Origin of the sequence: Thermosyntropha lipolytica DSM 11003 (genome assembly GCF_900129805.1) — a bacterium.
Lineage (GTDB): Bacteria > Bacillota > Syntrophomonadia > Syntrophomonadales > Syntrophomonadaceae > Thermosyntropha > Thermosyntropha lipolytica.
In genome coordinates this window covers 17,205-42,138 of record NZ_FQWY01000018.1, presented here as the reverse complement: position 1 = coordinate 42,138, position 24,934 = coordinate 17,205, and the positions used below count along the sequence as shown (strand labels likewise).

The window sequence follows — 24,934 nt, the reverse complement described above, 5'->3', positions numbered from 1 at the left end:
TAGACTTGATTATGTCTTGTGTTTTATTTTTTTTCCTGCTATAATATTCTTTGCAGTTTGCCCGGGGGTTCTGGTATAGGGAATTTTATTGATTATATAAAATAGAGTATTATCCTCATTTGAAGAGAGGTGAGAAAGATGAAGGCAGGCATTCATCCTGAATACTATCGTACAGTTATCAGATGTGCATGTGGTAATGAAGTTGAAGTAGGTTCAACTAAAAAAGATATCCGGGTAGAACTTTGTTCCAAGTGTCATCCTTTCTATACCGGCAATAAGGCCAGAGTAGTTGATACTACAGGAAGGGTAGACAAATTCCGCAAAAAGTATGGGTTATAAATTATAGCAGAGAAGTTTCTCTGCTATTTTTCTTAAATAGGCTTTTATAAAGGAGCTTAGATAAGGCTTCTTAATTTTTTATTATAATTGGCAACTGGTGATAATTTATGAAAAAAGATGTAAAATACGGCGGTATGGCGGTAATTGAAGGGGTTATGATGCGCAGTGAGCATGAGGTAGCCATAGCTGTGCGCCGTCCAGATGGATTAATAGAACTGGAAAAAGAAAAGCTTAAGGAACTGCCGCGGGGTCTTTTCTGGCTTAAGTGGCCTTTTATAAGAGGGACCTATATGCTGGTAGATGCTATGGTTTTAGGTGTAAAAATGCTTAATAAATCAGCAAATATGAGCATGGAAGAAGAGGAAGAAGCTTTAAGCAGTCTGGAGATCTTCTGGACTACTTTTACCGCTTTTATTTTAGCTATCCTTTTGTTTATAGTCTTGCCGGCCGGGCTGGTACATTTTTTGAGCCCTTTTATAGGAGGAGTTTGGAAGCAAAATATAGTTGAAGGAGTAATAAGAATTATTTTCTTTTTGCTTTATGTGTATTTTATTTCTAAAATAGATGATATTAAGCGGGTTTTTATGTATCATGGAGCTGAACATAAATCGATTGCGGCCTGGGAAGCAGGAGAAGAACTTACCGTAGAGAATGCGCGCAAATACAGCACTCTACATCCTCGCTGTGGCACGAGCTTTCTTTTGCTGGTGATGGTGGTTTCGATATTAGTTTTTGCCCTGCTGGGAGAAGGAAATTTATTTTACCGGGTAGGGACCAGACTGGCTGTGTTGCCGGTAGTAGCCGGATTGAGCTATGAATTTATGCGTTTTTCGGCCCGGTATTATGAAAAAAGATGGGCCCGTTTTTTAATAGTTCCTGGTTTGTGGCTGCAGAAGCTTACTACCCGGGAACCGGATGATGAACAACTGGAAGTGGCCTTAACTGCTCTGAAGGCCGTGATCCCGGAATATAATAATAAGGTCTTAGCTGCAGAATAAAACAAGGCTTTATTTCAGTATTACCATGAGGGAGGAAGTTTATAATGTTTGATAAGCTGGCCAAGCTGGAAGATAAATACGAAGAGCTGACACATCTTTTAAGCCAGCCGGAAGTTATAGCTGATCAGAGCAAATTTCAAAAGTATGCCAAGGCGCATGCGGAATTGGAAGAGATAGTGACTAAATTCCGGGAGTATAAAGAGGTTTTAAAAGGCTTAGAAGATACCAGAGCAATGCTGGAAGAAGAAAAAGACCCGGAATTCAGGGAAATGCTGCTGGAGGAAAGAAGTGTTCTTAGCGAACGTCAGAAGAAGCTGGAACATGAACTTAAGGTGCTCCTACTGCCTAAAGATCCTAATGATGAAAAGAATGTTATCATGGAAATCAGGGCAGGAACGGGAGGAGAAGAGGCAGCCCTTTTTGCCCATGACCTTTTCCGTATGTACAGCCGTTATGCTGAAGATCAGGGCTGGAAAATTGAGATAATGGATGCTCACTATACAGATATAGGTGGTATAAAGGAAATAATATTTGTCGTGGAAGGGGAAGGAGCTTACAGTAAGCTGAAATACGAATCCGGAGTACATCGGGTGCAGAGGGTGCCGACTACGGAATCAGGAGGAAGGATACACACTTCAGCAGCGACGGTAGCTGTTTTGCCCGAGGCGGAAGAAGTAGAGGTAGAAATTGATCCTAATGATTTACGCATTGATGTATACTGTTCCAGCGGTCCGGGAGGACAGTCGGTTAACACTACCCAGTCAGCGGTGAGAATTACCCATATTCCCACCGGTTTGGTAGTAACCTGTCAAGATGAAAAATCCCAGCATAAAAACAAGGCTAAAGCTATGCGCGTTCTCCGGGCCCGGCTTAAAGAGATATTGGAAGAGCAGAAAAATGCGGAACTGGCAGGGGAAAGGAGAAGTCAGGTGGGAACAGGGGATAGAAGTGAGCGTATTCGTACCTACAACTTCCCCCAGGGAAGAGTAACCGACCACCGTATAAATCTTACCTTGCACAAGCTGGATACTATTCTGGAAGGACAGCTGGATGAGATAATTGAGGCTTTAATTACCCATGACCAGACAGAAAGATTGAAACAGGTGGAATAAGTGCAGAATACATGGAGAATAAAAGATTTGCTTAGCTGGACAACCCGGTTTTTTACGGAAAAGGGGCTTGAAGAGCCGCGACTGGAAGCAGAGGTTCTTTTAGCTTCTGCATTAGGTAAAGACCGGGTATATTTGTATACTAATTATGATTTACCGGTTAACCAAAAAGAGCGTGAGCTGTACCGCGAGTGGATTAAAAGAAGAGTAAAAGGGGAGCCGACGGCTTATATAACAGGGAGTAAAGAATTCATGTCTCTTGAGTTCAAGGTTACCCCCCATGTTTTAATACCCCGTCCCGATACGGAAATACTGGTAGAGGAAGCTTTGCATCTTGCTAACAGGTGGCAGGAAAAAGTGAGGATTTGCGATGTGGGGACCGGGTCAGGAGCTATTGCCGTAAGCCTGGCTTATTATCTTAAAAGAGCCCATGTCTATGCTACCGATATATCAGAAGAAGCCTTAAAGGTTGCAGAATACAATGCGCAAAAACATGGCGTAAAAGTGGTATTTAAGGCCGGAGATCTTATGCAGCCCCTGGCGGGAGAAGAGAAATTCCATATCATTACGGCCAACCTGCCTTATATAAGCGAGGAAGAATATATAAAACTTTCCCCTTCGGTACGGGATTATGAGCCGAAATCTGCCCTGCTGGCTCCTGGAGATGGGCTTGATTTATACCGCAGCCTTCTTCCCCAGGCCTGGGAATTGCTCTATGCGGGAGGCTATCTGCTTATGGAAATCGGGTTTAACCAGGGAGAAAAGGCTTTAGCTATGGCCGAAAAATGGGGGAAGGCAGAGATTATAAAAGATCTAGCGGGAAGAGACCGGGTAGTTAAGCTGTTAAAGGAGGAGTAAAATATTGGAAACTATATATTATAAAATAGATGCCTGCCATCCCGAACCGGAAATTATTTTTCGGGCAGCGGAAGCTTTAAAAAAGGGCGAAATTGTAGTTTTTCCTACAGAGACGGTTTATGGAGTAGGTGCGGTATATGATAATCCGGAAGCGGTGAAAAAAGTTTTTGCTGCGAAAAAGAGGCCTGCGGATAGTCCTCTTCTGGTGCATGTAAGCTCTAGGGAGCAGGCTTTTTTAGTTGCTGACCAGGTACCTCCCCTGGCTTTAAAGCTTATGGAAGCTTTTTGGCCGGGACCTTTATCCTTGATACTGCCGGTCAAAAAAGGGGTTCCTTTAGAGGTTACCGGGGGCAAAGACAGTGTGGGCTTAAGGATGCCTGATCATCCGGTAGCCAGAGCATTAATTGATGCCGCAGGGCCTCTGGCTGCCACCAGTGCCAACCTCTCAGGTCGGCCAAGTCCGGTGCGGGCTGAACATGTAAGGCAGGATCTGGATGGCAGGGTTGCGCTAGTGCTGGATGCAGGAGAAACAGGGGTAGGAATCGAATCTACCATTATTGACATGACCGGAGGAAAGATAAAAGTCTTGAGGCTGGGAGGGGTGGCTTTAGAAGATATTGCCAGAGTGGCTGGTTATGAAATAGAAGGATTTTTGGGGGATAAAAAACAGCATTATGCGCTCAAAACTAAAGTTTTATTAGCTCAGGATGAAGATGATTTTAAATCTCTCATTAACAGGGAAGACATAAAGCTGGCACCTAAGGGAATTGTTTTTTATGATGAAGAAGAGCATGAAATCGAAGGGATATACGAAAAATATAGATTAGATTTAAAAAAGAGCAGCACGGCCTTTTTTGCGCTTTTGCGGGAAGCAGAGAGTAAAGGGATAGAATTTTTAATATTTTATCCTCTGCCTTCTGCTGCGGAAGGGCTAAACCTTTCGCTTATTGATCGCATTTATAAAGCGGCAGGAAATAAATAAAAGATATTGGAGAGATAAAAATGGGAGCACAGCTTGCAACCGTTGTTTTAATTGCGGTAGTTTTAGGGATGGATGCTTTCTCCCTGGCTATGGGCATGGGATTAAATGGGGTAAGCAAAAGATATGAGATTAAATTTGCCTTTGCGGTAGGGGTAATGCATATAGTTATGCCTCTTATAGGTTTAAGCTTAGGTTTAGCAGTAGGCAAAATACTAGGCGTTTGGGCAGGCTGGTTAGGAGCCCTTATCTTAACCTATATAGGAGTAAATTTCTTACGTCATGGCTGGCGGGATATAAAAGGAGAAACCTTATCCTGGGCGGAAGCCAGAAAAAGAAGGGAAAAAAGAGAACAGCTGCTGAAAGATAATTTTAAGACGATTCTGGTACTGGCTTTTTCTGTTAGTGTAGATGCCTTAACGGTGGGCTTTAGTCTCGGAACTCTTAATATGCCTTTGCTAGCGACGGTTATTATCATGGGAGTTGTAGCCGGGACCATGACTTTTATGGGTTTTGTGGGAGGCAGGTTTTTCAGCAAACTGGTAGGAAGTTATGCCCAGATGGCAGGAGGAGCTGTTCTTTTGGCTTTAGCAGTAAAACTGGTAGTTTAAGGGGGGAATAGTCGGATGGTGAGAAATATATTGTTTGTCTGTACCGGCAATACTTGCCGCAGTCCAATGGCAGCAGCTCTTTTTTTAAAGCTTTTAGAAGAAAGAGAAAAAGGATTAAGCCAAAAATTTCAGGTCTTGTCAGCCGGCATTTTCGCACAGGATGGATTAAAAGCGAGTTTAGAAGCTATAGAAGCTATGAAAGGGGAAAGTATTGATTTGAGTAGCCATGTTTCCCAGATGGTTTATCCTGACCTGGTAAGGGATGCTGATTTAATACTTACTATGACCGGAAAGCAAAAAGAGATTTTAGTGGACAGATTTCCGGAAGCCGAGGCGAAAACGTTTACCCTTATGGAATATGCAGGAATGGAAGGCGAAGTTGGTGATCCCTTTGGTTTAGGGCAGGAAGAATACCTTAAGACTGTTGCTCAGCTAAAGCGAGTTTTGCCGGCGGTTATAGATTGTTTATTAGCCAGCGAAGAAAAGGAAAGGGAAGGAGATCAGGATGAAGGTAGCCATAGGCAATGATCATGCCGGAGTAATGCTCAAAGAGGAAATAACCCATTTTCTTAAGGGACAGGGGTATGAAGTTATCAATTGTGGTACCGACACCCTGGAATCGGTAGATTATCCGGATATTGCGGAAAAAGTAGCCCGGGAGGTTCTGACAAAGGGAATACCCGGCATATTAATATGTGGTACCGGTATAGGCATTTCTATTGCTGCCAATAAAATACCAGGTATAAGGGCGGCTCTCTGCAATGATCTTTTTACCGCCCGTATGACCAGAAAACATAATGATGCCAATATTTTAGCCCTGGGAGCCAGGGTAATAGGGCCCGGGCTGGCCATAGAAATTGTGCGCGAATTTTTGAATACGGAGTTTGAAGGAGGAAGACATAAGGCGCGTGTCGAAAAAATAACTCTTATTGAGAAAAAATACCGGGAGCAGGTTTAGTATATGAGACCGGGATGGGATGAGTATTTTTTGCAGCTGGCCCGTCTGGTAGCCAGCCGTTCTACCTGCCTGAGGAGACAGGTAGGAGCGGTGCTGGTAAAAAAGGAGCGCATAATTGCCACCGGCTATAATGGGGCCCCTCGCGGAATCAGACACTGTTTGGAAGTGGGATGTTTGCGGGACAGTATGGGCATACCTTCCGGACACCGGTATGAATTATGCCGGGGGGTCCATGCCGAACAGAATGCGATTATAAATGCTGCTTATTATGGGGTGGCAACAGAAGGGGCTGTTTTATACTGTACCAACCAGCCCTGTATTATATGTGCGCGTATGATTGTAAATGCAGGAATTGTAAAGGTAGTGTATGGCGAGGAATTCGAGGATGAACTGGCCCGAGAATTTTTGCGCGAAGCAGGGATAGAGCTGGTGCTGTACAAAGCGGGAGGGGAAAAAATTTAAAGGGAAAGCTGCCTAACAGGTATTAAAAAGCTGAAAAAGAGAATTTAAACCTCATAAACTTATTTTATGAACCATAAAAAAATTAGCAATAACCCGTTTGGGGATGTAACATTATAAATGGAGAGGTTTTATGAATACGAAGACACTTTCTTTGCCCAAACTTAATAAGCTTGATCCTACTTTAGAATCAACGGCTTTGAAACTTATGGAGGAGGCTGGGGAGTTAGCCCAGGCGATTGGCAAGTTCAGAGGGTTAAGCGGTGAAAAGGTCTGCATGTCGGAAGAAGAAGCATTAAGGAGGATTGCCCGGGAGTTACTTGATGTGGCTCAGACGGCAGTAACTATGATGTTTGTTATGGAAGACCATTATGGGATTAATATTGAGGAATTATTAAAAGAACATGTGGATAAGTTAAAAAGAAAAGGGTATCTGGTATAGAATAGATTAACTGATTTAACAAAATTTTGCGAAAATTTAGATTAAATTGTCGGGAAAAATAAAAAATTTTTGTAGAAGACAGCAGGGATTTTTAAAATTTTATTGAATAAATAAAAAGGATTAATATCCTTAAAGATGAGGAGAATATGAATGGGGGAAAACAAAAAAAATTGGCCTAAAGCCTTAGCCAATGCGATAAATTTAGCTACTTCTGTTGCCGCGGTAATTGCTTTAGGCATCCTGGGCGGGGGATGGCTCGATAAAAGGTTTGACACCGGCATAGTGTTTACAGCAATTGGTACTTTGTTGGGGGTAGCTACGGCTGGTAAAATAATGTGGGAAAGATTCAACGAAATATCAAAAACAGGTAAAAAAGACAAAAAATAAGCAATCCATTAAATCGGAGTCTGCCTACTTTTAAGGTAGGTAAAAATACGTAATAAGCAAAGTATTTGAGGAAGGGGGGAAAAGGGAGATGTTTACCTTTGGTATGCTAGATGGAGTTCTCTTTCATTTAGGTCCGATACCAGTTGACCATATTGTGGTCACTCAGTGGGCAATAATAGCTTTGATAGGTATAGTTGCTTTTATGGCTACCCGCAACATGCAGATGGTTCCACGGGGATTGCAAAATGCCTTTGAGGCTTTGATTGTGTGGACCTATGACTTCTTTACCCAGCTTATGGACAAGGAACATATTGCTAAGAAGTATGCTCCTTTATTGTCCACGTTTTTCCTTTTCATAATTGTATCGAACTATAGCGGATTGATACCAGGAGCTGGGCAGATACCAGGCTATCAGCCGCCTACTGCCAACTGGAACACTACTTTGGCTCTGGCTCTTATTACTGCTTTTACCGTGCAGGTTGCAGGATTTGCAGAACATGGTCTGCACTATCTTGGGCATTTTGTAAGCCCAAGCCCACTTATGTTGCCACTCAATTTACTGGAAGAGATTGCCCATCCGTTATCACTCTTTTTACGTCTATTTGGAAACATATTTGGTGAAGAGATGATTTTAGCTTTTATGTTATTCCTGGCGCCGTTCTTTGTTCCTAGTTTGCTTATGGGATTAAGCGTCCTTTTAGCTGCGATCCAGGCTGTAGTTTTCACAATATTATCAGCTAACTATATTGCCACAGCTACAGGAGAAGGCCACTAATCCTTCACCTGGATTAAGTTAAGCCTTTTTGAAAGGGGGGAAAAAAATGGGCATTGCTATAGGAGCAGGTATAGCTGTATCTATTGCAGGTCTTGGCGGTGGCGTTGGTATGGGTATTGCTGGTGGTAAAGCTTTTGAAGCTATTGCAAGACAGCCAGAAATAGGTGGCGATGTAAGAACTCTTCTCTTTATTACCTTTGCATTTATTGAAACCTTAACTATTTATGGTTTGCTGATTGCATTTATGCTGGTTGGCAAAATATAACCCTAAAACCATATACCACCAAAATGTTTGCACCGTCAATTCATCCAGGCAGGGCGATAGAGCAATATTTGCTAGAGTAAGCTTTATATTAGCTCTATCGCCTGCATACTATTTGCTCTTAAGATTGGAGGTAGCGCATCCGTGACAAAGAATAGAAGATATTTTATGATCCTCCTTTTAACTTTGCTTATGACTTTAGGAATGGCTAGTTTAGCTTATGCAGCAGGAGGAGTCGTACCTGCGCCTGAAGGACATACCCCTCATTTTCCTAACTGGTATGCCATAGGTTGGACAGCAGTAAACTTTTTCATCCTGCTGGCACTTTTGTATAAGTTTGCCTTTAACCCTATTAACAAGATGTTAGAAGAACGTACCAATACTATTGAAAGCTCTCTTAAGCATGCTGAACAGGTTAAAGTAGAAGTCGAAGAGATGAGAAAAGAGGCTCAGGCCAATTTGGCGGAGTCGCGTAAACAAGCCCAGGAAATAGTAGCCCGGGCAACCAAAGCTGCTGAAGATGCCAAGAATGAAATAATAACCAAAGCCCAGGAAGAAGCAGAAAATATAAGACAGAAAGCTTATGCCGAAATTCAGGCAGCTACGGAAAAAGCCAAAATTGAACTTAAAGATGCTGCTGCTATGCTGGCATTGATGGCAGCGGAAAAAGTTTTGGAACGGGCTATTACGGATGAAGACCATAAGAATATGGTAACCAAATTTATTAATGAGGCAGGCGATTTGATGTGCTAAACAAGAGCGTCGCTAGACGCTATGCCGAAGCCTTTTTCAGCATTGCTCAAGAGAAGGGGAATATTGACCAGTATCAGCAAGAATTGGAATATGTAATTGAAGCCATAAACGGAGTGGAATACTTGAAAGAGTATTTGTGGCATCTTTTAATACCGACTAAAGATAAAAAAGAAACTATACGTAAAATTTTAGACGGTAAAGTATCGGAAACTACTCTCAATTTCGTATGCTTGATTATTGACAAAAGACGGGAAAGATATCTGGAACTCATTGTGGAAGAGTATAAGAATATGGCCGATGATTTCCGCAACATAATTAAGGCAGAACTTGTTTCGGCTAAAGAAATACCGGAAGAACAGGTACAAGCTTTAGCCGAAAGATTATCCCAGACTACGGGAAAAATAGTTAAGTTTACGCAAAAGGTTGATCCCTCACTTTTAGGGGGGGTAAAGATCAGAGTTGGAGACCAGGTCATTGATGGTACGGTAGCGAAGAAGTTAGAAACACTTCGTGAAGCTTTGAAACAGGCAAAGATAAGTTAATTGATAGGGGTGAGCACATAAATGAGTATAAGACCTGAAGAGATTAGCGCTATATTAAAACAGCAGATTGAGCGCTACCAGTCAGAGGTCGAAGTTAGCAATGTGGGCTCTGTAATATATGTTGGAGACGGTATTGCTCGTATATATGGATTACAGGGTGCCATGGCTTCTGAACTTCTTGAGTTCCCAGGTGGAACTTATGGTATGGTTCTGAACCTGGAAGAGGACAATGTAGGTGCGGTTCTCTTGGGAGATTATTCCCACATCAAAGAAGGAGATATTGTTAAGGCTACCGGAAGAATAATGGAAGTTCCGGTGGGAAAAGAAATGCTGGGACGTGTAGTTAATGCCCTGGGTCAGCCTATTGACGGGAAAGGACCTATAAATGCTACCAGTTATAGGCCTATTGAACGCATAGCTCCAGGGGTTGTTACCCGTTCGCCAGTTAATACGCCTATGCAAACAGGGCTTAAAGCTATTGACTCCATGGTTCCTATTGGAAGAGGACAGCGTGAGCTTATAATCGGTGACCGCCAGACAGGTAAAACGGCTATCGCTATAGATGCTATCATCAATCAACGGGAAAAGAGAGACATGATATGCATCTATGTTGCCATCGGGCAGAAGCAGTCAACGGTAGCCGGAATTGCTGCTAAACTGGAAGAAATGGGGGCTATGGATTATACGATCATAGTTGCTGCTACTGCTTCGGAACCGGCTCCACTGCTCTATATTGCACCATATGCCGGAGTTGCTATGGCCGAAGAATTTATGGAAAAGGATAAAGCTGATGTACTTATTATCTATGATGACCTTTCCAAACATGCGGTAGCTTATCGCGAAATGTCACTACTATTAAGGCGCCCGCCTGGACGCGAAGCTTATCCGGGAGATGTTTTCTATCTGCATTCTCGTTTATTAGAAAGAGCATGTAAACTCAATGAAGCTCATGGCGGTGGGTCAATTACGGCACTGCCGATAATCGAAACCCAGGCTGGTGACGTTGCGGCTTATATACCGACCAATGTTATATCTATAACTGACGGTCAGATATACCTGGAAACCGACCTTTTCTATGCTGGTCAGCGTCCAGCTATAAACGTAGGTCTTTCCGTAAGCCGCGTAGGTGGTGCTGCTCAGACCAAAGCTATGAAGGCGGTTGCCGGACAGCTCAGACTTGACCTGGCTCAATACCGTGAGTTGGCTGCCTTTGCTCAATTCGGATCTGACCTGGATAAGGCTACATTAGCCCGCCTTACCCGTGGGGAAAAAGTAAGTGAGATACTTAAGCAAAAACAGTATTGTCCGATGCCTATGGAAGAACAGGTTGTAGTAATATATGCTGGTGTAAATGGATTTTTGGATGACATCCCCACCGAAAAAATTGCTGAATTTGAACAGGATTATCTGAAGTTCTTGCACAGCGCTCATCCTGATATATTAGCCACCATAAGAGATACTGGAAAGCTGGAGGATGACACCAAGGAAAAACTGAACAAGGCCATTGTAGAATTTAAGTCCACTTTTGCAGTTTAGGTGGTGAATAAATAAATGGCAAAAGCAGGTGTAAGAGAATATAAGCGCAGGATACGAAGCGTAAAAAATACCCAGCAGATTACTAAAGCCATGAAAATGGTGGCAGCTGCTAAATTGCGCCGTGCTCAGGAAAAAGCTGAAGCATCGAGGCCTTATACCGAGACTTTGCGCGACACTTTGGCCCGGTTGGTAGCAGTGACAGCAGATATTAATCATCCTCTTTTAACCAAGAGAGAAGAGGTTAAAAAGGTAGGCTATGTTGTAGTAGCAGCTGATCGCGGGCTTTGTGGGGCATATAATACCAATATAATAAAAGCGGCTAATGCGGCGATGGCTGAAGATGAAAGGGATGTAGAAGCTAAAATAATAGCTGTAGGCCGTAAGGTACGCGATTTCTACCGCAAACGCGGAGGATTGATAGCTGAGTATGTTAACCTGGGTGACAATATAAATTATGCTGATGCCAGGGAAATAGCGCAGTATGTCATGAAAGCATATGAAGATGGGGAATTAGATGAGGTTTATGTGGTATATGGACATTTCGTAAATGCCCTACGCCAAGTACCGACTGTGGAAAAAATATTGCCAATTGAACCACCAGCTGCGGAAGGGGAAACGGAAGAAGCATTTGTTGACTATATTTATGAGCCTGATGCGGTAAGTATTATATATAATATTTTGCCTCGTTATGTTGGGACCCAGATATATCATGCCATGCTGGAGAGCAAGGCAAGTGAACATGGTGCTCGCATGACGGCGATGAGCAATGCGACTGACAATGCCGCAGAAATTATAGAGAATTTGACCCTGGAAATGAATAAGGCTCGCCAGGCAGCAATTACGAAGGAAATTCTCGATATAGTTGGTGGGGCTGAAGCTCTCAAAAAAGGAGGAAAGTAGAGGATGGGTAATGTAACTTATGGTGAGGTAACCCAGGTTATAGGTGCAGTTGTCGACATAAAATTCAAACCTGGTGAATTGCCAGATCTGATGAATGCAATTGTTATAAAAGCTGAAGACCAGGGACCGGAGTATAGAGGACCCAAGGATATAAATATTACTCTGGAAGCTATGCAGCTTTTGGGAAATGATACGGTCAGATGTGTTGCTCTTCAGTCTACCGACGGACTTATGCGGGGCATGAAAGCTGTTAATACCGGTGCACCTATTAAGGTTCCGGTAGGAGAAGGGTGCCTGGGAAGAATACTCAATGTTCTGGGTGAGCCCGTAGATGAAAAGGGACCGGTAGAAGCTACAGAATACTGGACTATTCACCGTAAACCTCCAGCTCTGGTAGACCAGACCCCGGCTACCCAGATACTGGAAACAGGTATCAAAGTTACTGACCTTATCTGTCCTTATGCTAAGGGTGGTAAGATAGGATTATTCGGCGGTGCGGGAGTTGGTAAGACAGTTATTATAATGGAGCTTATAAGAAACATAGCTTATGAGCATGGTGGCTACTCTGTTTTTACCGGTGTTGGTGAACGCACCCGTGAAGGAAATGACCTGTGGCTGGAAATGACCGAATCGGGCGTTATCGAAAAATGTGCTCTGGTTTATGGCCAGATGAATGAACCGCCCGGAGCCCGTTTAAGAGTAGGATTAACTGGTCTTACTATTGCTGAGTATTTCCGCGATGTAAAAGGCCAAGACGTTTTGATATTCATTGACAACATATTCCGTTTTGCCCAGGCTGGTAACGAGGTTTCAGCTCTCTTAGGGCGTATGCCATCTGCGGTTGGTTATCAGCCGACTCTGGCTACTGATATGGGTACTTTGCAGGAGCGTATCACCAGTACTAAATATGGATCTATAACCTCCGCCCAGGCCGTTTATGTTCCGGCTGACGACTTGACCGACCCGGCACCGGCGACTACCTTTGCTCACTTAGATGCAACAACCGTTTTGGCCCGGTCGATAGCAGAAAAAGGAATATATCCGGCTGTTGACCCCCTGGATTCGACTTCGCGAATCCTAGACCCCTTGATTTTAGGGGAAAAACATTATTATACTGCTCGCGGTGTGCAGAAGATATTGCAGAGATATAAGGAATTGCAGGATATTATAGCTATCCTGGGTATGGATGAATTAACTGATGAAGACAAGCTGGTAGTAGCAAGGGCTAGAAAGATTGAAAGGTTCTTGTCGCAGCCCTTCCATGTTGCCGAACAGTTTACCGGTAACCCTGGTATATATGTGCCAGTTGCAGAAACGGTTGAATCGTTTGCGCAAGTTTTGGAAGGCAAACACGACAACTTACCTGAGGCAGCATTCTACATGGTAGGAAATATTGATACGGTACTGGCTAAAGCTAAGAGTCTGGAGGCGTAGCCTATGGCAGAAAACACCTTTATCCTGGAAGTAATAACCCCGGAAGAGATACTCCTCAGGGAGGAAGTGCAGTTTGTAGTAGTTCCCGAAACCCAGGGGGAACTTGGGGTTTTGAAAAACCACGCCCCTATGATAGCTGCCTTGAATATAGGAGTATTGCGATATACTGATGCCGCTGGAGAAGTAAAGAAAGTGGCCATCAGCGGTGGGTTTATGGAAGTAATATATAATGAAGCAAGGGTTTTGGCGGAAACGGCAGAAAAAGGATCAGAAATTGATGTTCTGAGGGCGCAGGAAGCCTTAAAGAGGGCTAAAAGAAGACTTGAGCAAAGAGATGAAAGTATTGATTTTGCTCGCGCTCAAAAAGCTTTGCAGCGTGCTATTGCCAGGCTTAAGGCTGCTGATGCCTATAATGAATAGTAGATTTTGGGGGCCGGAAGCTTTAGCTTCCGGCTTTGTACTAAAAACAATTTTGTAAAGAGGGTAGAATGTGGACAAACAAAGTATAGTAAAGGTTTTTGTAATTGCTATCCTCATCGTTTATCTTATTAAAGTATCATTAGCTATCCTGCTCAGAGAGATTTTAATACGCATGGAGGAAAAGGGAAGAAAAAGAGAGGAAAAAAGAAGGCAGTATTTTGCCGAAAAGCGCCGCCAAAGAGAAGAGAGATGGTATAAAAAACCACCTAACAGCCATGATGTGTAACCATAAAATATGAGTTTGGGGTAGATAGCATGCAGCAAAAATTTATGTATCTTATCATATTTGTTTTTGTTTTTACTATATTTTTTGGATTTTTGATATGGTGGCAGCTGGGAAGAATTGCTAAAAAGGCTTTGGCTGCTAAACAAAAAAAAGAAGCTTATATGGCTGAATTTATGAAAAATAAAGAGGCAGAAGCGGAAAAATTAGCCTGTATTGAGGATAAAGAAGCAAAAGAGACAGGAGAAAGTAAGGAAGACTAAAACCTAAAACCTGATAAACAATAAGTAGCCTGCAATAAGCGGGTTTTTTGTTTTTTCTCCCCTAGAATGGCGCATAGATTTTTTTATTCCTGGCAACAATTGTTAACAGGAATATGTGGGGGAGGTTTTTTTATGCCAAAAATTTTATTATATATAACTATTTTTACTTTATTATGCTTTTGTGGAAATTACAGTATAGATTGTGCGATTAGTAAACAGCTTGCAAACCGTTCACCATATTCCCTAGCTTTTGCATCAATCGGTGCAAATTCTCTCACATCAAATTTAGATGCCTGGGTAAAAATAAAGACAGAATCTTCAAAAGCAGAATTAGAAGCTTATCTGACGGAAATTGTAACCAGCTTAGATTTTCCCCTGATAACGGAAAAAATAGTCTATAGCGAAGAAGATAGGGTAAAAGCAGTTTTTTATCAGTTAAAGCAGAACAATTGCCAGCTTAATGTGGTGTTAGAATCAGATGAGGCCAAAAGAGAAACTTATGTGGTGGTAAACATTACGGTAAAGGGAAATAAGACCGAGGTTTTAAAAAAATATGCCTGTCAGCTACCGCCCATAGCTAACCTGGAATGGACTTGTTATTTTACTTATCGTGCCTATATCGCCAATATAATAGCCGGTGATGCCCAAGGGGAAATTATAAAGGTAATGCTTAAAAATTTGCAAGCCCGGGAAATAAGCTGGTACCGGAATGGCAAGATAACCAGTTGTGCTGCTTATTCTCCTTCCTTAAAACCATTTACTTCTGCTGTCCAGGTAGCAGGAGAAAAATATAATCTACAGATAGCGGTCCAGCCAGATGAAAAAAGGAATAGAACTTATATAATAATCGGGTCACCACTTATATTGGGGGAATATTAATTCTTTTACATAAGCCCGACACTTAATAATCTGGTGTCGGGTATATTTTACCCCTAAAGGAGGTGATTTTATGAGCATAATGGTAAGAGGAGAGACCCGTTTAAAAGGAGAAGTAGAAATAAGTTCTTCTAAGAATGCTATACTCCCTATCTTAGCTGCTTCCCTTCTTACCGAGGGTAAGGTTATCCTGAAAAAAGTTCCGCTTATAGAAGATGTAAAAGTTATAAATTGCCTGCTAAAAGAATTGGGGGTTAATATCAAGGAAAATGGAAATATAATAACTATTGATGGAAACATAATTAATATACACCCTCCCTATGAGCTGGTAAAAAAGATTAGAGCTTCCTTTCTGCTCATGGCACCCATCCTGGCTACCCGCGGAGAAGTAAGAGTTTCCCTTCCTGGAGGTTGTGCTATTGGCAATAGGCCGATTGATCTTCATCTTAAAGGATTTAAGGCCTTAGGAGCAGAACTTACCTTAGCAGGAGGGGATATTATAGCTAAAGCCAAAAAACTTCGGGGGAATCATATTTATTTGGACTTTCCCAGTGTAGGTGCCACCGAAAATATAATGATGGCAGCCAGCCTAGCTAGTGGTACGACCTATATAGAAAATGCCGCCTTAGAACCAGAGATTGTTGATTTAGCTAATTTTATAAACGCCATGGGAGGAAAGATAAACGGAGCGGGAACGAATATAATACGCATTGAAGGGGTAAAAAAACTTAAGGGAACTGAATATACAAGCATTCCTGACCGCATAGAAGCTGGAACTTTTATGCTGGCAGCAGCTGCTACCAGGGGAGATGTGATAATAAATAATGTTATTCCCGAGCATGTCAAAGCGGTGACCGCCAAGCTTATGGAAAGCGGCGCACAGGTAGAAGAAGGGGAGAATAAAATTCGGGTGCAGGGAAAGGAGAAAATAAATCCGGTCTATATAAAAACTCTACCTTATCCAGGTTTTCCTACCGATATGCAAGCTCAATTCATGGCTTATCTCAGTTTGGCGCAAGGGAGCAGTATTGTGACGGAATCAGTTTTTGAAAATCGTTTTATGCATGTACCAGAACTGGTGCGCATGGGGGCGTCAATAAGGATAGAAGGACGTACCGCGGTAATAAAAGGGGTACAGGAATTAAATGGAACTGAAGTTACGGCTACTGATCTTAGAGCAGGAGCAGCTTTGCTGATAGCTGGTATGATGGCGAGAGGCATTACGAAAGTAAGCAACAGCTATCATATTGACCGGGGATATGAAAATATTGTGGATAAATTTGCCAGGCTGGGAGCGGATATAAAAAGGGAGTAAACTGACATAGAAGAGGAATTATTTTAATATAATTTTCATATGAGGAAAAGGATTTTTTTTATTTTTTGCTTATTGATGATTATTTTAGCTTTATACTATTTAACAAGGCCAAAATGGGAAATAGAAGAAGAACCTTATGTAAAACTTTATTTAAGTCAGAAAAATAAAGTAATAAGCCTGTCTCTAGAAGAATATGTTAAAGGAGCGGTAGCGGCGGAAATGCCAGCTTCTTTTGAATTAGAAGCCTTAAAAGCGCAGGCGGTATGTGCCAGAACCTATGCGGTAAGAAAGATTTTAAAAGGACAAAAATATAGGGAAGGGGCAGATCTTTCTGATAATGTAAATGAATGTCAGGCCTATATAAGTGAAGAAGAATTTAAAGACAGGCATCCTTATGATTATAAAAAACTTTATAAAAAAATTGACCAGGCAGTGCGTGATACCCGGGGAATTATAATAATCTATGATGATGAACCTATCGATGCCTTATATCACTCTACCTGTGGGGGGAGAACGGCCAGCGGGGAGGAGATATGGGGAAACAAGATACCTTACCTGGTTTCCTGCTCCTGCGAATATTGTAAATCATCGCCTTATTATAAAACTATAAAAGAAATTTGTGACCGAGAAATAAAAAAGGAGTTAGGCTTGACCCAAAATGTGAAAACCGTTGAAATAATCCAGAAAACCAAAAGTGGTCGCGTAAGGAAATTAAAAATAAATGACCAAATAATCGAAGCCAATTATTTTCGGCAAAAATTAGGACTGCCTTCCACCTGGTGGGAATTTACCCTGAAAAAAGATGTACTCCTAATAAAAAGCCGGGGATATGGGCACGGCGTAGGAATGTGCCAGTATGGAGCCCAGGGAATGGCACAAAAAGGATACCATTATGAGGATATATTAAAATATTACTATAAAGATATAAAATTTTGCCAAATAGACTATTAAGTTCTCCTTCCTTCTTATGGTGAATATATTTGGTAATAATCACCGTAAGAGGGGGAAGGGGATGCAAAATTATATAAGAAAAAGAGCGGTAAAAATTGCTAAACATATAATAAAAACTTCGGATACCGTAAGACAAACAGCAGAAGTTTTTGGCATCAGCAAAAGTACAGTTCACAAAGATGTGACTGAGCGTTTGCCTAGAATAAATAGTGAACTGGCGGAAGAAGTAAAAAAAATTCTGGAAAAGAATAAAGCCGAACGCCATATAAGAGGGGGAGAGGCTACCCGGCTTAAATATGCAGCTTTAAAAAATGTGAGTCATGAAATGTAAAAAGTGATAGCCATAATTTAATATTAAAGGTAAAATAATGTTGTAATTAAACGCCATGATTAAAAGGTTCGGGAGGGCACATGAACATGTTTTTTGCGGAAGATATAGGAATTGATCTGGGAACTGCCAGTGTACTTATTTTTAAAAAAGGTAAAGGTATAGTACTGCATGAACCTTCAGTGGTAGCTATTGATAAAAATACCGATAAAGTTATAGCCGTAGGAGAAGAAGCCAGACAGATGCTGGGGAGAACCCCGGGGCATATAGTAGCAGTTAGGCCTTTAAAGGATGGAGTTATTGCTGATTATGACATGACGGAAAAAATGCTTTCCCATTTTATACGCAAGGTTATAGGACAGAAGTTTTTTTTTAAACCGCGTGTCATTGTATGTATTCCGACCGGGGCTACGGATGTAGAAGAAAGGGCCGTACGGCAGGCCACCTTAGCTGCCGGAGCCAGGCAGGCTTATATAATAGAAGAACCGCTGGCGGCTGCTTTGGGAGCCGGTATTAATATTGCTGAGCCTACAGGCAATATGGTGGTAGATATAGGGGGAGGGACTTCGGATATAGCGGTACTATCTCTCGGCGGCATTGTGTGCAATGCTTCACTGCGCATAGGGGGGGACAAGTTTGATGAAGCGATTGTCCGCTATGTGCGCCGTGAGTATAACCTGATGATAGGAGATAGAACAGCAGAGGAAATAAAGATAAAAGTTGGTACTGCTTTTGTGCGGGAGGAAAACCGCAATAAATCCATAGAGGTAAAAGGAAGAGATTTAGTATCTGGTTTGCCCAAGACGATAACTATAACCGCCGAGCAAACCTGGGAAGCTTTGCAGGAACCGGTAGAGGCAGTTATCGAAGGGGTGAAAAAAGTATTGGAGATTACTCCTCCGGAATTAGCAGCAGATATTGTTAATAACGGTATAGTGATGACGGGAGGAGGAGCTTTGCTGGATGGATTAGATTTATTATTATCTAAACGCACTAACTTACCGGTACATATTGCTGAAGATGCTATTTCCTGTGTGGCCCGCGGGACCGGCAAGGCCCTGCAGGAAATGAATATATTGGAGAGGACAAGAAACAGATCGGCAAGAAGGGTTTTATAATATTAATTAAAGTTTTTCATAATTTTGGCGATAAAGAATAATAAATAACCAAGGTGGAGGTAAACGGCATTGATAAAAGGGTTGTATACCGCTGCAGCCGGTATGATGCTTAATATGGCCAAACAGGATGTTATAGCTAACAATATAGCCAATGTAAACTCACATGGCTATAAAAAAGATAGCACTGTAGCCCGGGCTTTTCCGGAAATGCTTATTAGCCGTCTCAAGGATAAAGATTCACCCCGCCTTATAGGTTCCCTGGGGACGGGAGCTTGTATAGGAGGTATCTATACGGATTATACGCAGGGTGTTTTTAAAAAGACAGATAACCCCTATGACCTGGCTATTGACGGGGAAGGCTTTTTTGTATGTCTTTTGCCGGGAGGAGAAGAAGTATTTACCCGTGATGGCAGTTTTAAAATTAATGCTGATAAGATGCTGGTAAATAATCAAGGTTATCCGGTTTTAGACCGGAATGACCAGGTTATCTATATTGAGGGCGAAGATTTTACGGTGGATGAAAGAGGGGTTATTTCCGTAGAAGGGGAGGAAATTGCCCAGCTTAAGATAGTATCTTTTCCCGACCCTAATGCATTGGAAAAAAGAGGAGACAATACCTATACAGGTGCCAACTATGATATAGACAGCAATTCACGCCTGCGGCAGGGATATGTTGAAGACTCCAATGTTAATGCTGTTAAGGAAATGGTAGATTTGATTACCGTCGTTAGGAGTTATGAATCTCTGCAGAAGATAATTCAGGCTGTAGATGAAACGGTTAAAACCGCTATCGATCAGGTAGGAAGTGTTTAAAAAGCGTTATAGCGGGGATAATAGGCAAAGCATTTATCCGGCTAGATACTGGATAGATGCTTTTTTTATGGTTTAAAAGCTAAAGAGAATAATTTTTGGTAAAATTAATAAAAGGACAAAACCAGAGGAGCCAGAATATGGAAAGAAACAGAGTTTATATATTAGGATGCGGGATCGATATAGTAGATAGCAGACTGGCTTTAAAAAAAGCCGAAGAACTGATTTTGCGGGGTATTCCTTCCCAGGTGATTACCCTGAATGCGGAGATAGCTTATGCTGCAAGCCTGGATGACCGTTTGCGCCAGGTTATTAACGAAGCTGATCTGGTTACTCCGGATGGTATAGGCATAGTATGGGCAGCCAGACATAAAGGATATGACATAAAAGAAAGGGTTACGGGTATAGATATGGTTTATAATTTGTGCCAGCTGGCAGCAAATAAGGGATATAGAGTTTTTTTGCTGGGGGCATCTCCCGGGGTGGCCGAGAAGGCAGCTTGTGAACTTAAGAAGATGTATCCCTATCTCATAATTTGCGGCACCCGCGACGGTTATTTTAGGGAGGAAGAAAAAGAAGAAGTGATAAAGAGCATAAGAGAGGCTAGGCCGCATATCCTTTTGGTGGCTTTGGGAGCTCCTAAGCAGGAATTTTTCATAAGCAGGCATAAAGAAGAATTAGGGGTTCCCCTGTGTTTGGGAGTAGGAGGGAGTTTCGATGTTATTGCCGGGGTTAAAAAGAGAGCTCCGGGGTTTATGATAAGGCTTAATCTGGAATGGCTGTACCGGCTTTTATCTGAGCCTTCGCGGTTCAAGCGGCAGATGGCTTTGCCGAAATTTGTCCTAAAGGTATTAAGGGAAAAATAATATGCCTTAGAAAGGGGATTTAAGGGTGGATAATAGAGTGTTTGCCCTGGATATAGGTACGCGCAAGATTGTAGGACTTATTATGGAAAAAAAAGGCAATGACCTCCATGTTTTAGATAGTGAAATGATAGAACATCAAACCCGGGCTATGCTGGATGGGCAGATCCATGATGTGGAAGCGGTAGCCGAGGTTATAAGGGAGATAAAAAAGCGCCTGGAAGAGAGAAACGGCATAGTTCTAGAAAAGGCAGCAGTAGCGGCTGCGGGAAGAGCCCTTAAGACCGAATGGGGAGAAACGAAGAAAAAAAGAGCTATGCTAGATGAAATTACTCAGGAAGAAGTAAGGGCTTTAGAAATTGAAGCGGTACAGGAAGCCCAGCTAAAACTGGTGCAGGATAACCTGCAGGGCCAGGACAAGGTGAGTTATTTTTGTGTAGGTTATAGTGTGGTTTATTATGAACTGGATGATCAGAAGATAGGCAGTCTGGTAGGGCAGAGAGGGTCGCTTATCAAGACAGCAGTTATTGCTACTTTTCTGCCCCGGGTGGTGGTAGACAGCCTGCTTTCTTCCCTGAAGCGGGCAGGGCTTGATATTTTAAGCCTGACCCTAGAGCCTATTGCTGCCTTATCGATAACTATTCCGCCTAACATGCGGCTTTTAAATCTGGCCCTGGTAGATATAGGAGCCGGGACTTCCGATATAGCTATCGTAAAAAATGGTGATATAGTAGCCTATGCCATGGTGCCCATAGGCGGAGATGAACTTACTGAGGTGCTGGCTGGCCAATATCTTCTGGATTTTGATACTGCGGAAACCTTAAAGAGGAACCTTGCGGAAAATGAGGAGGTAAAGATAGCCGATATTCTGGGGAATGAAATCTTAATCAGCCGGGAGGAAGCAGTAAAGGTAATGGAGCCGGTAATAATCGAGCTTTGCCAGCAGGTAGCCGGCTATATCCTTACTCTTAATGGTAAAGTCCCGGATGCAGTATTGCTGGTAGGAGGAGGGAGCCTTACCCCTACTTTGCTGCCCAGGCTGGCGGACGAGCTAAAACTCCCCGGACAGCGGGTAGGGATAAGAACTCCGGATAAGTTTGGCAAGTTTTCCCTTAAGGCTGATTACCTCAAAGGGCCGCAGGGGGCAACGCCGCTGGGGATTGCCTATTATTCCCTTACCCATCCTCCGGCTCCGTTTATAAAAGTGCAGATAAATGGCCGGGAGATTATGCTCTGGAATACGGGAGAGATCAATGTAGGCAAGGCCCTCCTTTCTTCCGGCATACCGCTTAATAATATTTATGGAAGGCCTGGTTTGGGCAAAACGATAGAGGTCAATGGAGTAGTAAAAGTGATAAAAGGGGAGATAGGAACTCCTCCGGTTATCAGGGTTAATGGTGAAGAAGCCGGGCTGGAAACCCTGGTGCAAGAAGGAGATATTATCGAATTTATACCTGGCAAGGAAGGAAAAGAAGCAAGGGTTCTGGTGCGGGATTTACTGAATATAGAGGATACCTATGTTCTGGTAAATGGAGAAAGGGTAGATTTAAAACCGAAAATCGAAATAAACGGGGTACCGGCAGGAATGGAGGATGAGGTTCCCGACCGGGCGAAAGTAACCTGGCAAAGAAAGGTGCTGGTTAGGGAGGTTTTGCTCCTAGCGGGGGTTGCTCCTGAATATATGGAAGAAAAGGTTTACCGTTATTATCTCAATGGGCAGGAGATGTTTTTACGCTGGTATCCTTTAAAGGTAAAGGTTGATGGTCGGGCAGCAGGATTAGAGGAAGAAGTTGCTCCTTTAGCCGAACTGCAGTATGAATATAATCGGCTAAGACCGAGGCTTAGGGATATAGTCAAAGATGGAGAGATAAATAAGATAAGGGTTATAGTGAATGACCGGGAAATAATCTTAAACAGCCGGCCCCGGGAGATAAAGGTAGATGGGCAAAAGGCTGATCTAGATAGCGAAATAACGGAAGGTATGAGAATAGAAATAGACAGGGAGAAAAATGGTGCTATATTAAGCGATATATTCCGCCTGATCCAGATTGAACCGGCAAGCTCAGGCAGACTGGTGATGGAGGTGGATGGAGAGCCAGCCGGCTTTACTACCCCGATATATGATAACAGCCGTATAAAGATAAGATGGGAAAAATGAGGCAGTAGGCAGTGTAAAGCTGCCTTTTTTATTTTATATAAAAAATATAAAGGGGAAATAATATTTTTAGAAAAAGGGTATTGATTTTTGACTTTTATTGACTATAATAAAAACAGAAAGGTCAAAAAAAGTCAAGAGAGGGATAAAGATGAAGAAAAGTTTGGCCGACAAAATCGAAGAATACCTTAAAGTACTTATTGAGCGCAGTGAAAACCGGCAGGTGGAAATACAACGTTCGGAACTGGCCGAAACCTTTGATTGTGTCCCTTCTCAGGTGACTTATGTTTTGAGTACCCGGTTTACCGAAGAAACCGGCTATCTGACTGAGAGCAGGAGGGGAGGCAAAGGGTATGTAAAGATTACCCGGCTGGACGATAGTGATTTAAAGTCAGATACTTTTCGCCGGGAGCTTATAAGCTTTATTGACGAGATGAGGGATAAGAAAAATATAAGCAGTAAAGAGGCAGAAATGCTTAAATTTTTGACTAACTATGCTTTTCAAGGCTTTGCAGTAGAGGAGAAAAACCGGATTTTTAAAGCGTTAAAAAAGGCTTTAGAAAATTATCTTTTATAAACCGAAGGGGGAATTGCGATGTATTGCGAGGAATGCAAGGTAAGACCTGCTACCGTACATTTGACCCAGATTATCAACGGGCAGACTATGCAGACTCATCTTTGTGAACAGTGTGCGGCTAAGAAAGGTGCCTCTATGTTTAACTTGAATATAGAACCAGGATTTTCTATACCCAATCTTTTAGGGACTTTATTTGGCAATGTTTACAATATGCAGGAAGTAAGCACTCCGGCGGTGCTGTCTACTACCTGCCCCAACTGCGGAATGAGTTTTGAGAGGATAAGGCAGACAGGAAAGCTGGGATGTTCGGAATGTTATTCCGCCTTTGCCCGGGAATTGGAGCCTACTTTGCGCCGTGTACATGGCAACAGTCAGCATATCGGCAAAATTCCCAAACGAGGCGGAGGCAAGGTTATGTTGAAAAAGAAGATAGAAGAGCTTAAAAGCCGGCTGCAGAAAGCCGTAGCCCGGGAAGAGTATGAAAAGGCAGCCGAAATAAGAGACGAGATTAAGAGGTTGGAAAAGGAAATGGAGTAAAAGGAGGGGAAAAAGGTGAGTATTCATGATCTCTTAAATCAAAATTTTGTAGCCTGGATGGATGCCGAAAAAGGGCCGGCTTCAGATATAGTGATAAGCAGCCGGGTACGCTTGGCCCGAAATTTGCGCCTGGTTCCTTTTCCTCATCTGCTGGATGAGAAAAGGGGAAACCAGGTGGTGGAAGAAATAAGAAAAGCCTGGAAAAAGAGCGGATACCATGAGCTGCTGGCCATGGATCTGGTAACTTTTAATGAGTTGCCGCTTTTAGACCGCAAGATCCTCATGGAAAAACACCTCATAAGCCCGGAACACAGTGAAGCCAGTGCTTCTTTTAAAGGGATTATGGTAAATAAGGATGGTTCTCTGGCCTTTATGATAAATGAAGAAGATCACCTGCGTCTGCAGTGTTTTTTGCCGGGACTTCAGCTGATGGAATGTTATAACCGGCTGCAGGGGGTTGATGACGAACTGGAAAAGTATCTGGATTATGCTTTTGATGAAAAAAGAGGTTATCTTACTTCCTGCCCTACCAATGTAGGGACCGGGATGAGGGCATCAGTTATGCTTCATTTACCTGCTCTGGCTATAAGTGGACAGTTAAACCGGATTTTCCAGAATGTAAACCAGCTGGGAATGACGGTGCGGGGCTTATATGGAGAAAATACCGATGCGGTAGGTAATTTTTATCAGCTATCTAATCAGATAACCCTGGGACAGACGGAAGAAGATATTATAAATAATCTTACAGGTATAACCGAGCAGATTGTGGAACAGGAAAGGTTAACCCGCGAAAGGCTGTTAAAGGAAATGCCTTATCAGATAGAAGACAGGATCGGCAGGGCTTACGGGATACTTACCAATGCCCGGGTTATGACTTCCAATGAGGCTATGCTGCACCTGTCGGATGTAAGGCTAGGGGTTGACCTGGGGATTATAAAAGGCTTAAAGCCTTTTGCCCTGAATGAGCTTATTGTAGCCTTAAGGCCTGCCCATCTGCAGAAGAAGGCAGGAAAAGAGATGGAACCGTTTGAACGCGATGTTAAAAGGGCTGAAGTTATCAAGGAAAAACTGGCCCGCTATCAAAAATAGTAAGAAG

General features: G+C 42.6%; 32 protein-coding genes. All 32 read left to right on the top strand.

Annotation, left to right across the window (positions count from 1 at the left end):
• Positions 1 to 138 precede the first annotated feature (138 nt).
• The 32 genes from rpmE (at position 139) to BUB92_RS06375 (ending at position 24,927) form a co-directional block, all read left to right on the top strand.
• A complete protein-coding gene (rpmE, locus tag BUB92_RS06530) occupies positions 139 to 339 on the top strand; it encodes a 50S ribosomal protein L31 (protein ID WP_073091823.1) in 201 nt (66 codons plus the stop codon).
• Positions 340 to 446: 107 nt separating this feature from the next.
• Positions 447 to 1,337, top strand: a complete 891-nt coding sequence (locus BUB92_RS06525; RefSeq protein WP_073091820.1) for a DUF1385 domain-containing protein — start codon at positions 447 to 449, stop codon at positions 1,335 to 1,337.
• Between the two features lie 44 nt (positions 1,338 to 1,381).
• The gene (gene prfA, locus BUB92_RS06520; RefSeq protein WP_073091817.1) at positions 1,382 to 2,449 is read left to right on the top strand and encodes a peptide chain release factor 1; all 1,068 of its coding nucleotides are present in this window, start codon (positions 1,382 to 1,384) and stop codon (positions 2,447 to 2,449) included.
• A complete protein-coding gene (gene prmC / locus BUB92_RS06515; RefSeq protein ID WP_073091814.1) occupies positions 2,450 to 3,304 on the top strand; it encodes a peptide chain release factor N(5)-glutamine methyltransferase in 855 nt (284 codons plus the stop codon). It abuts the gene before it with no gap.
• 4 nt (positions 3,305 to 3,308) lie between these two features.
• Positions 3,309 to 4,286 (top strand): L-threonylcarbamoyladenylate synthase, encoded by a 978-nt coding sequence (locus BUB92_RS06510; RefSeq protein WP_073091812.1) that lies wholly within the window; start codon positions 3,309 to 3,311, stop codon positions 4,284 to 4,286.
• A gap of 20 nt (positions 4,287 to 4,306) precedes the next feature.
• Positions 4,307 to 4,894, top strand: coding sequence for a manganese efflux pump MntP (locus BUB92_RS06505; RefSeq protein WP_073091809.1), 588 nt, complete (start codon positions 4,307 to 4,309; stop codon positions 4,892 to 4,894).
• A 15-nt stretch (positions 4,895 to 4,909) separates the two neighbouring features.
• Positions 4,910 to 5,422, top strand: a complete 513-nt coding sequence (locus tag BUB92_RS06500) for a low molecular weight protein arginine phosphatase (protein WP_073091807.1) — start codon at positions 4,910 to 4,912, stop codon at positions 5,420 to 5,422.
• Positions 5,400 to 5,852, top strand: coding sequence for a ribose 5-phosphate isomerase B (gene rpiB, locus BUB92_RS06495; protein WP_073091804.1), 453 nt, complete (start codon positions 5,400 to 5,402; stop codon positions 5,850 to 5,852). The genes BUB92_RS06500 and rpiB overlap by 23 nt, the downstream gene beginning before the upstream one ends.
• A gap of 3 nt (positions 5,853 to 5,855) precedes the next feature.
• Entirely contained in the window at positions 5,856 to 6,314 is a 459-nt protein-coding gene (locus tag BUB92_RS06490; RefSeq protein ID WP_073091801.1) for a deoxycytidylate deaminase, read from the top strand.
• Positions 6,315 to 6,444: 130 nt separating this feature from the next.
• Entirely contained in the window at positions 6,445 to 6,753 is a 309-nt protein-coding gene (locus tag BUB92_RS06485; RefSeq protein ID WP_073091798.1) for a MazG-like family protein, read from the top strand.
• A 150-nt stretch (positions 6,754 to 6,903) separates the two neighbouring features.
• Positions 6,904 to 7,140, top strand: coding sequence for an AtpZ/AtpI family protein (locus tag BUB92_RS06480; RefSeq protein ID WP_073091795.1), 237 nt, complete (start codon positions 6,904 to 6,906; stop codon positions 7,138 to 7,140).
• Positions 7,141 to 7,228: 88 nt separating this feature from the next.
• Entirely contained in the window at positions 7,229 to 7,915 is a 687-nt protein-coding gene (gene atpB / locus BUB92_RS06475; protein WP_084728375.1) for a F0F1 ATP synthase subunit A, read from the top strand.
• A gap of 46 nt (positions 7,916 to 7,961) precedes the next feature.
• Complete coding sequence (gene atpE / locus BUB92_RS06470) at positions 7,962 to 8,180, top strand: ATP synthase F0 subunit C (protein ID WP_073091792.1); 219 nt, start codon at positions 7,962 to 7,964, stop codon at positions 8,178 to 8,180.
• Between the two features lie 141 nt (positions 8,181 to 8,321).
• On the top strand, positions 8,322 to 8,930 hold the full coding sequence (gene atpF / locus BUB92_RS06465; RefSeq protein WP_242939012.1) for a F0F1 ATP synthase subunit B: 609 nt from the start codon (positions 8,322 to 8,324) through the stop codon (positions 8,928 to 8,930).
• Positions 8,924 to 9,472 (top strand): F0F1 ATP synthase subunit delta, encoded by a 549-nt coding sequence (locus tag BUB92_RS06460; RefSeq protein WP_073091789.1) that lies wholly within the window; start codon positions 8,924 to 8,926, stop codon positions 9,470 to 9,472. Before atpF ends, BUB92_RS06460 begins: the two co-directional genes overlap by 7 nt.
• Positions 9,473 to 9,493: 21 nt before the next feature.
• On the top strand, positions 9,494 to 11,008 hold the full coding sequence (gene atpA, locus BUB92_RS06455) for a F0F1 ATP synthase subunit alpha (protein ID WP_073091786.1): 1,515 nt from the start codon (positions 9,494 to 9,496) through the stop codon (positions 11,006 to 11,008).
• Positions 11,009 to 11,023: 15 nt separating this feature from the next.
• Positions 11,024 to 11,908, top strand: coding sequence for an ATP synthase F1 subunit gamma (gene atpG, locus BUB92_RS06450; protein ID WP_073091783.1), 885 nt, complete (start codon positions 11,024 to 11,026; stop codon positions 11,906 to 11,908).
• Between the two features lie 3 nt (positions 11,909 to 11,911).
• On the top strand, positions 11,912 to 13,342 hold the full coding sequence (gene atpD / locus BUB92_RS06445) for a F0F1 ATP synthase subunit beta (protein ID WP_073091781.1): 1,431 nt from the start codon (positions 11,912 to 11,914) through the stop codon (positions 13,340 to 13,342).
• Positions 13,343 to 13,345: 3 nt separating this feature from the next.
• Positions 13,346 to 13,762, top strand: a complete 417-nt coding sequence (locus BUB92_RS06440) for a F0F1 ATP synthase subunit epsilon (RefSeq protein ID WP_073091779.1) — start codon at positions 13,346 to 13,348, stop codon at positions 13,760 to 13,762.
• Between the two features lie 70 nt (positions 13,763 to 13,832).
• The gene (locus tag BUB92_RS06435) at positions 13,833 to 14,048 is read left to right on the top strand and encodes a hypothetical protein (RefSeq protein WP_073091776.1); all 216 of its coding nucleotides are present in this window, start codon (positions 13,833 to 13,835) and stop codon (positions 14,046 to 14,048) included.
• A gap of 29 nt (positions 14,049 to 14,077) precedes the next feature.
• A complete protein-coding gene (locus BUB92_RS06430; RefSeq protein ID WP_073091773.1) occupies positions 14,078 to 14,308 on the top strand; it encodes a hypothetical protein in 231 nt (76 codons plus the stop codon).
• 132 nt (positions 14,309 to 14,440) lie between these two features.
• A complete protein-coding gene (locus tag BUB92_RS06425; protein ID WP_073091770.1) occupies positions 14,441 to 15,187 on the top strand; it encodes a YwmB family TATA-box binding protein in 747 nt (248 codons plus the stop codon).
• Positions 15,188 to 15,257: 70 nt separating this feature from the next.
• On the top strand, positions 15,258 to 16,499 hold the full coding sequence (gene murA, locus BUB92_RS06420) for a UDP-N-acetylglucosamine 1-carboxyvinyltransferase (RefSeq protein ID WP_073091767.1): 1,242 nt from the start codon (positions 15,258 to 15,260) through the stop codon (positions 16,497 to 16,499).
• Between the two features lie 75 nt (positions 16,500 to 16,574).
• On the top strand, positions 16,575 to 17,450 hold the full coding sequence (spoIID, locus tag BUB92_RS06415; RefSeq protein WP_242939013.1) for a stage II sporulation protein D: 876 nt from the start codon (positions 16,575 to 16,577) through the stop codon (positions 17,448 to 17,450).
• A 61-nt stretch (positions 17,451 to 17,511) separates the two neighbouring features.
• Positions 17,512 to 17,781: a sporulation transcriptional regulator SpoIIID gene (gene spoIIID, locus BUB92_RS06410; protein WP_073091761.1), complete on the top strand. Its 270-nt coding sequence runs from the start codon at positions 17,512 to 17,514 to the stop codon at positions 17,779 to 17,781.
• 86 nt (positions 17,782 to 17,867) lie between these two features.
• Positions 17,868 to 18,896 carry a rod shape-determining protein MreB gene (gene mreB / locus BUB92_RS06405; RefSeq protein ID WP_073091758.1) on the top strand — a complete coding sequence of 343 codons (1,029 nt, stop codon included), beginning with the start codon at positions 17,868 to 17,870 and terminating at the stop codon, positions 18,894 to 18,896.
• 69 nt (positions 18,897 to 18,965) lie between these two features.
• On the top strand, positions 18,966 to 19,709 hold the full coding sequence (gene flgF, locus BUB92_RS06400) for a flagellar basal-body rod protein FlgF (protein ID WP_073091755.1): 744 nt from the start codon (positions 18,966 to 18,968) through the stop codon (positions 19,707 to 19,709).
• Between the two features lie 137 nt (positions 19,710 to 19,846).
• Complete coding sequence (locus BUB92_RS06395) at positions 19,847 to 20,572, top strand: WecB/TagA/CpsF family glycosyltransferase (protein ID WP_073091825.1); 726 nt, start codon at positions 19,847 to 19,849, stop codon at positions 20,570 to 20,572.
• Between the two features lie 25 nt (positions 20,573 to 20,597).
• Complete coding sequence (pilM, locus tag BUB92_RS06390) at positions 20,598 to 22,727, top strand: pilus assembly protein PilM (RefSeq protein ID WP_073091752.1); 2,130 nt, start codon at positions 20,598 to 20,600, stop codon at positions 22,725 to 22,727.
• 148 nt (positions 22,728 to 22,875) lie between these two features.
• On the top strand, positions 22,876 to 23,301 hold the full coding sequence (locus BUB92_RS06385) for a CtsR family transcriptional regulator (RefSeq protein ID WP_073091749.1): 426 nt from the start codon (positions 22,876 to 22,878) through the stop codon (positions 23,299 to 23,301).
• Positions 23,302 to 23,319: 18 nt separating this feature from the next.
• Positions 23,320 to 23,838 carry a UvrB/UvrC motif-containing protein gene (locus BUB92_RS06380; RefSeq protein WP_073091746.1) on the top strand — a complete coding sequence of 173 codons (519 nt, stop codon included), beginning with the start codon at positions 23,320 to 23,322 and terminating at the stop codon, positions 23,836 to 23,838.
• Positions 23,839 to 23,853: 15 nt separating this feature from the next.
• Complete coding sequence (locus BUB92_RS06375) at positions 23,854 to 24,927, top strand: protein arginine kinase (protein ID WP_073091743.1); 1,074 nt, start codon at positions 23,854 to 23,856, stop codon at positions 24,925 to 24,927.
• Positions 24,928 to 24,934 lie beyond the last annotated feature (7 nt).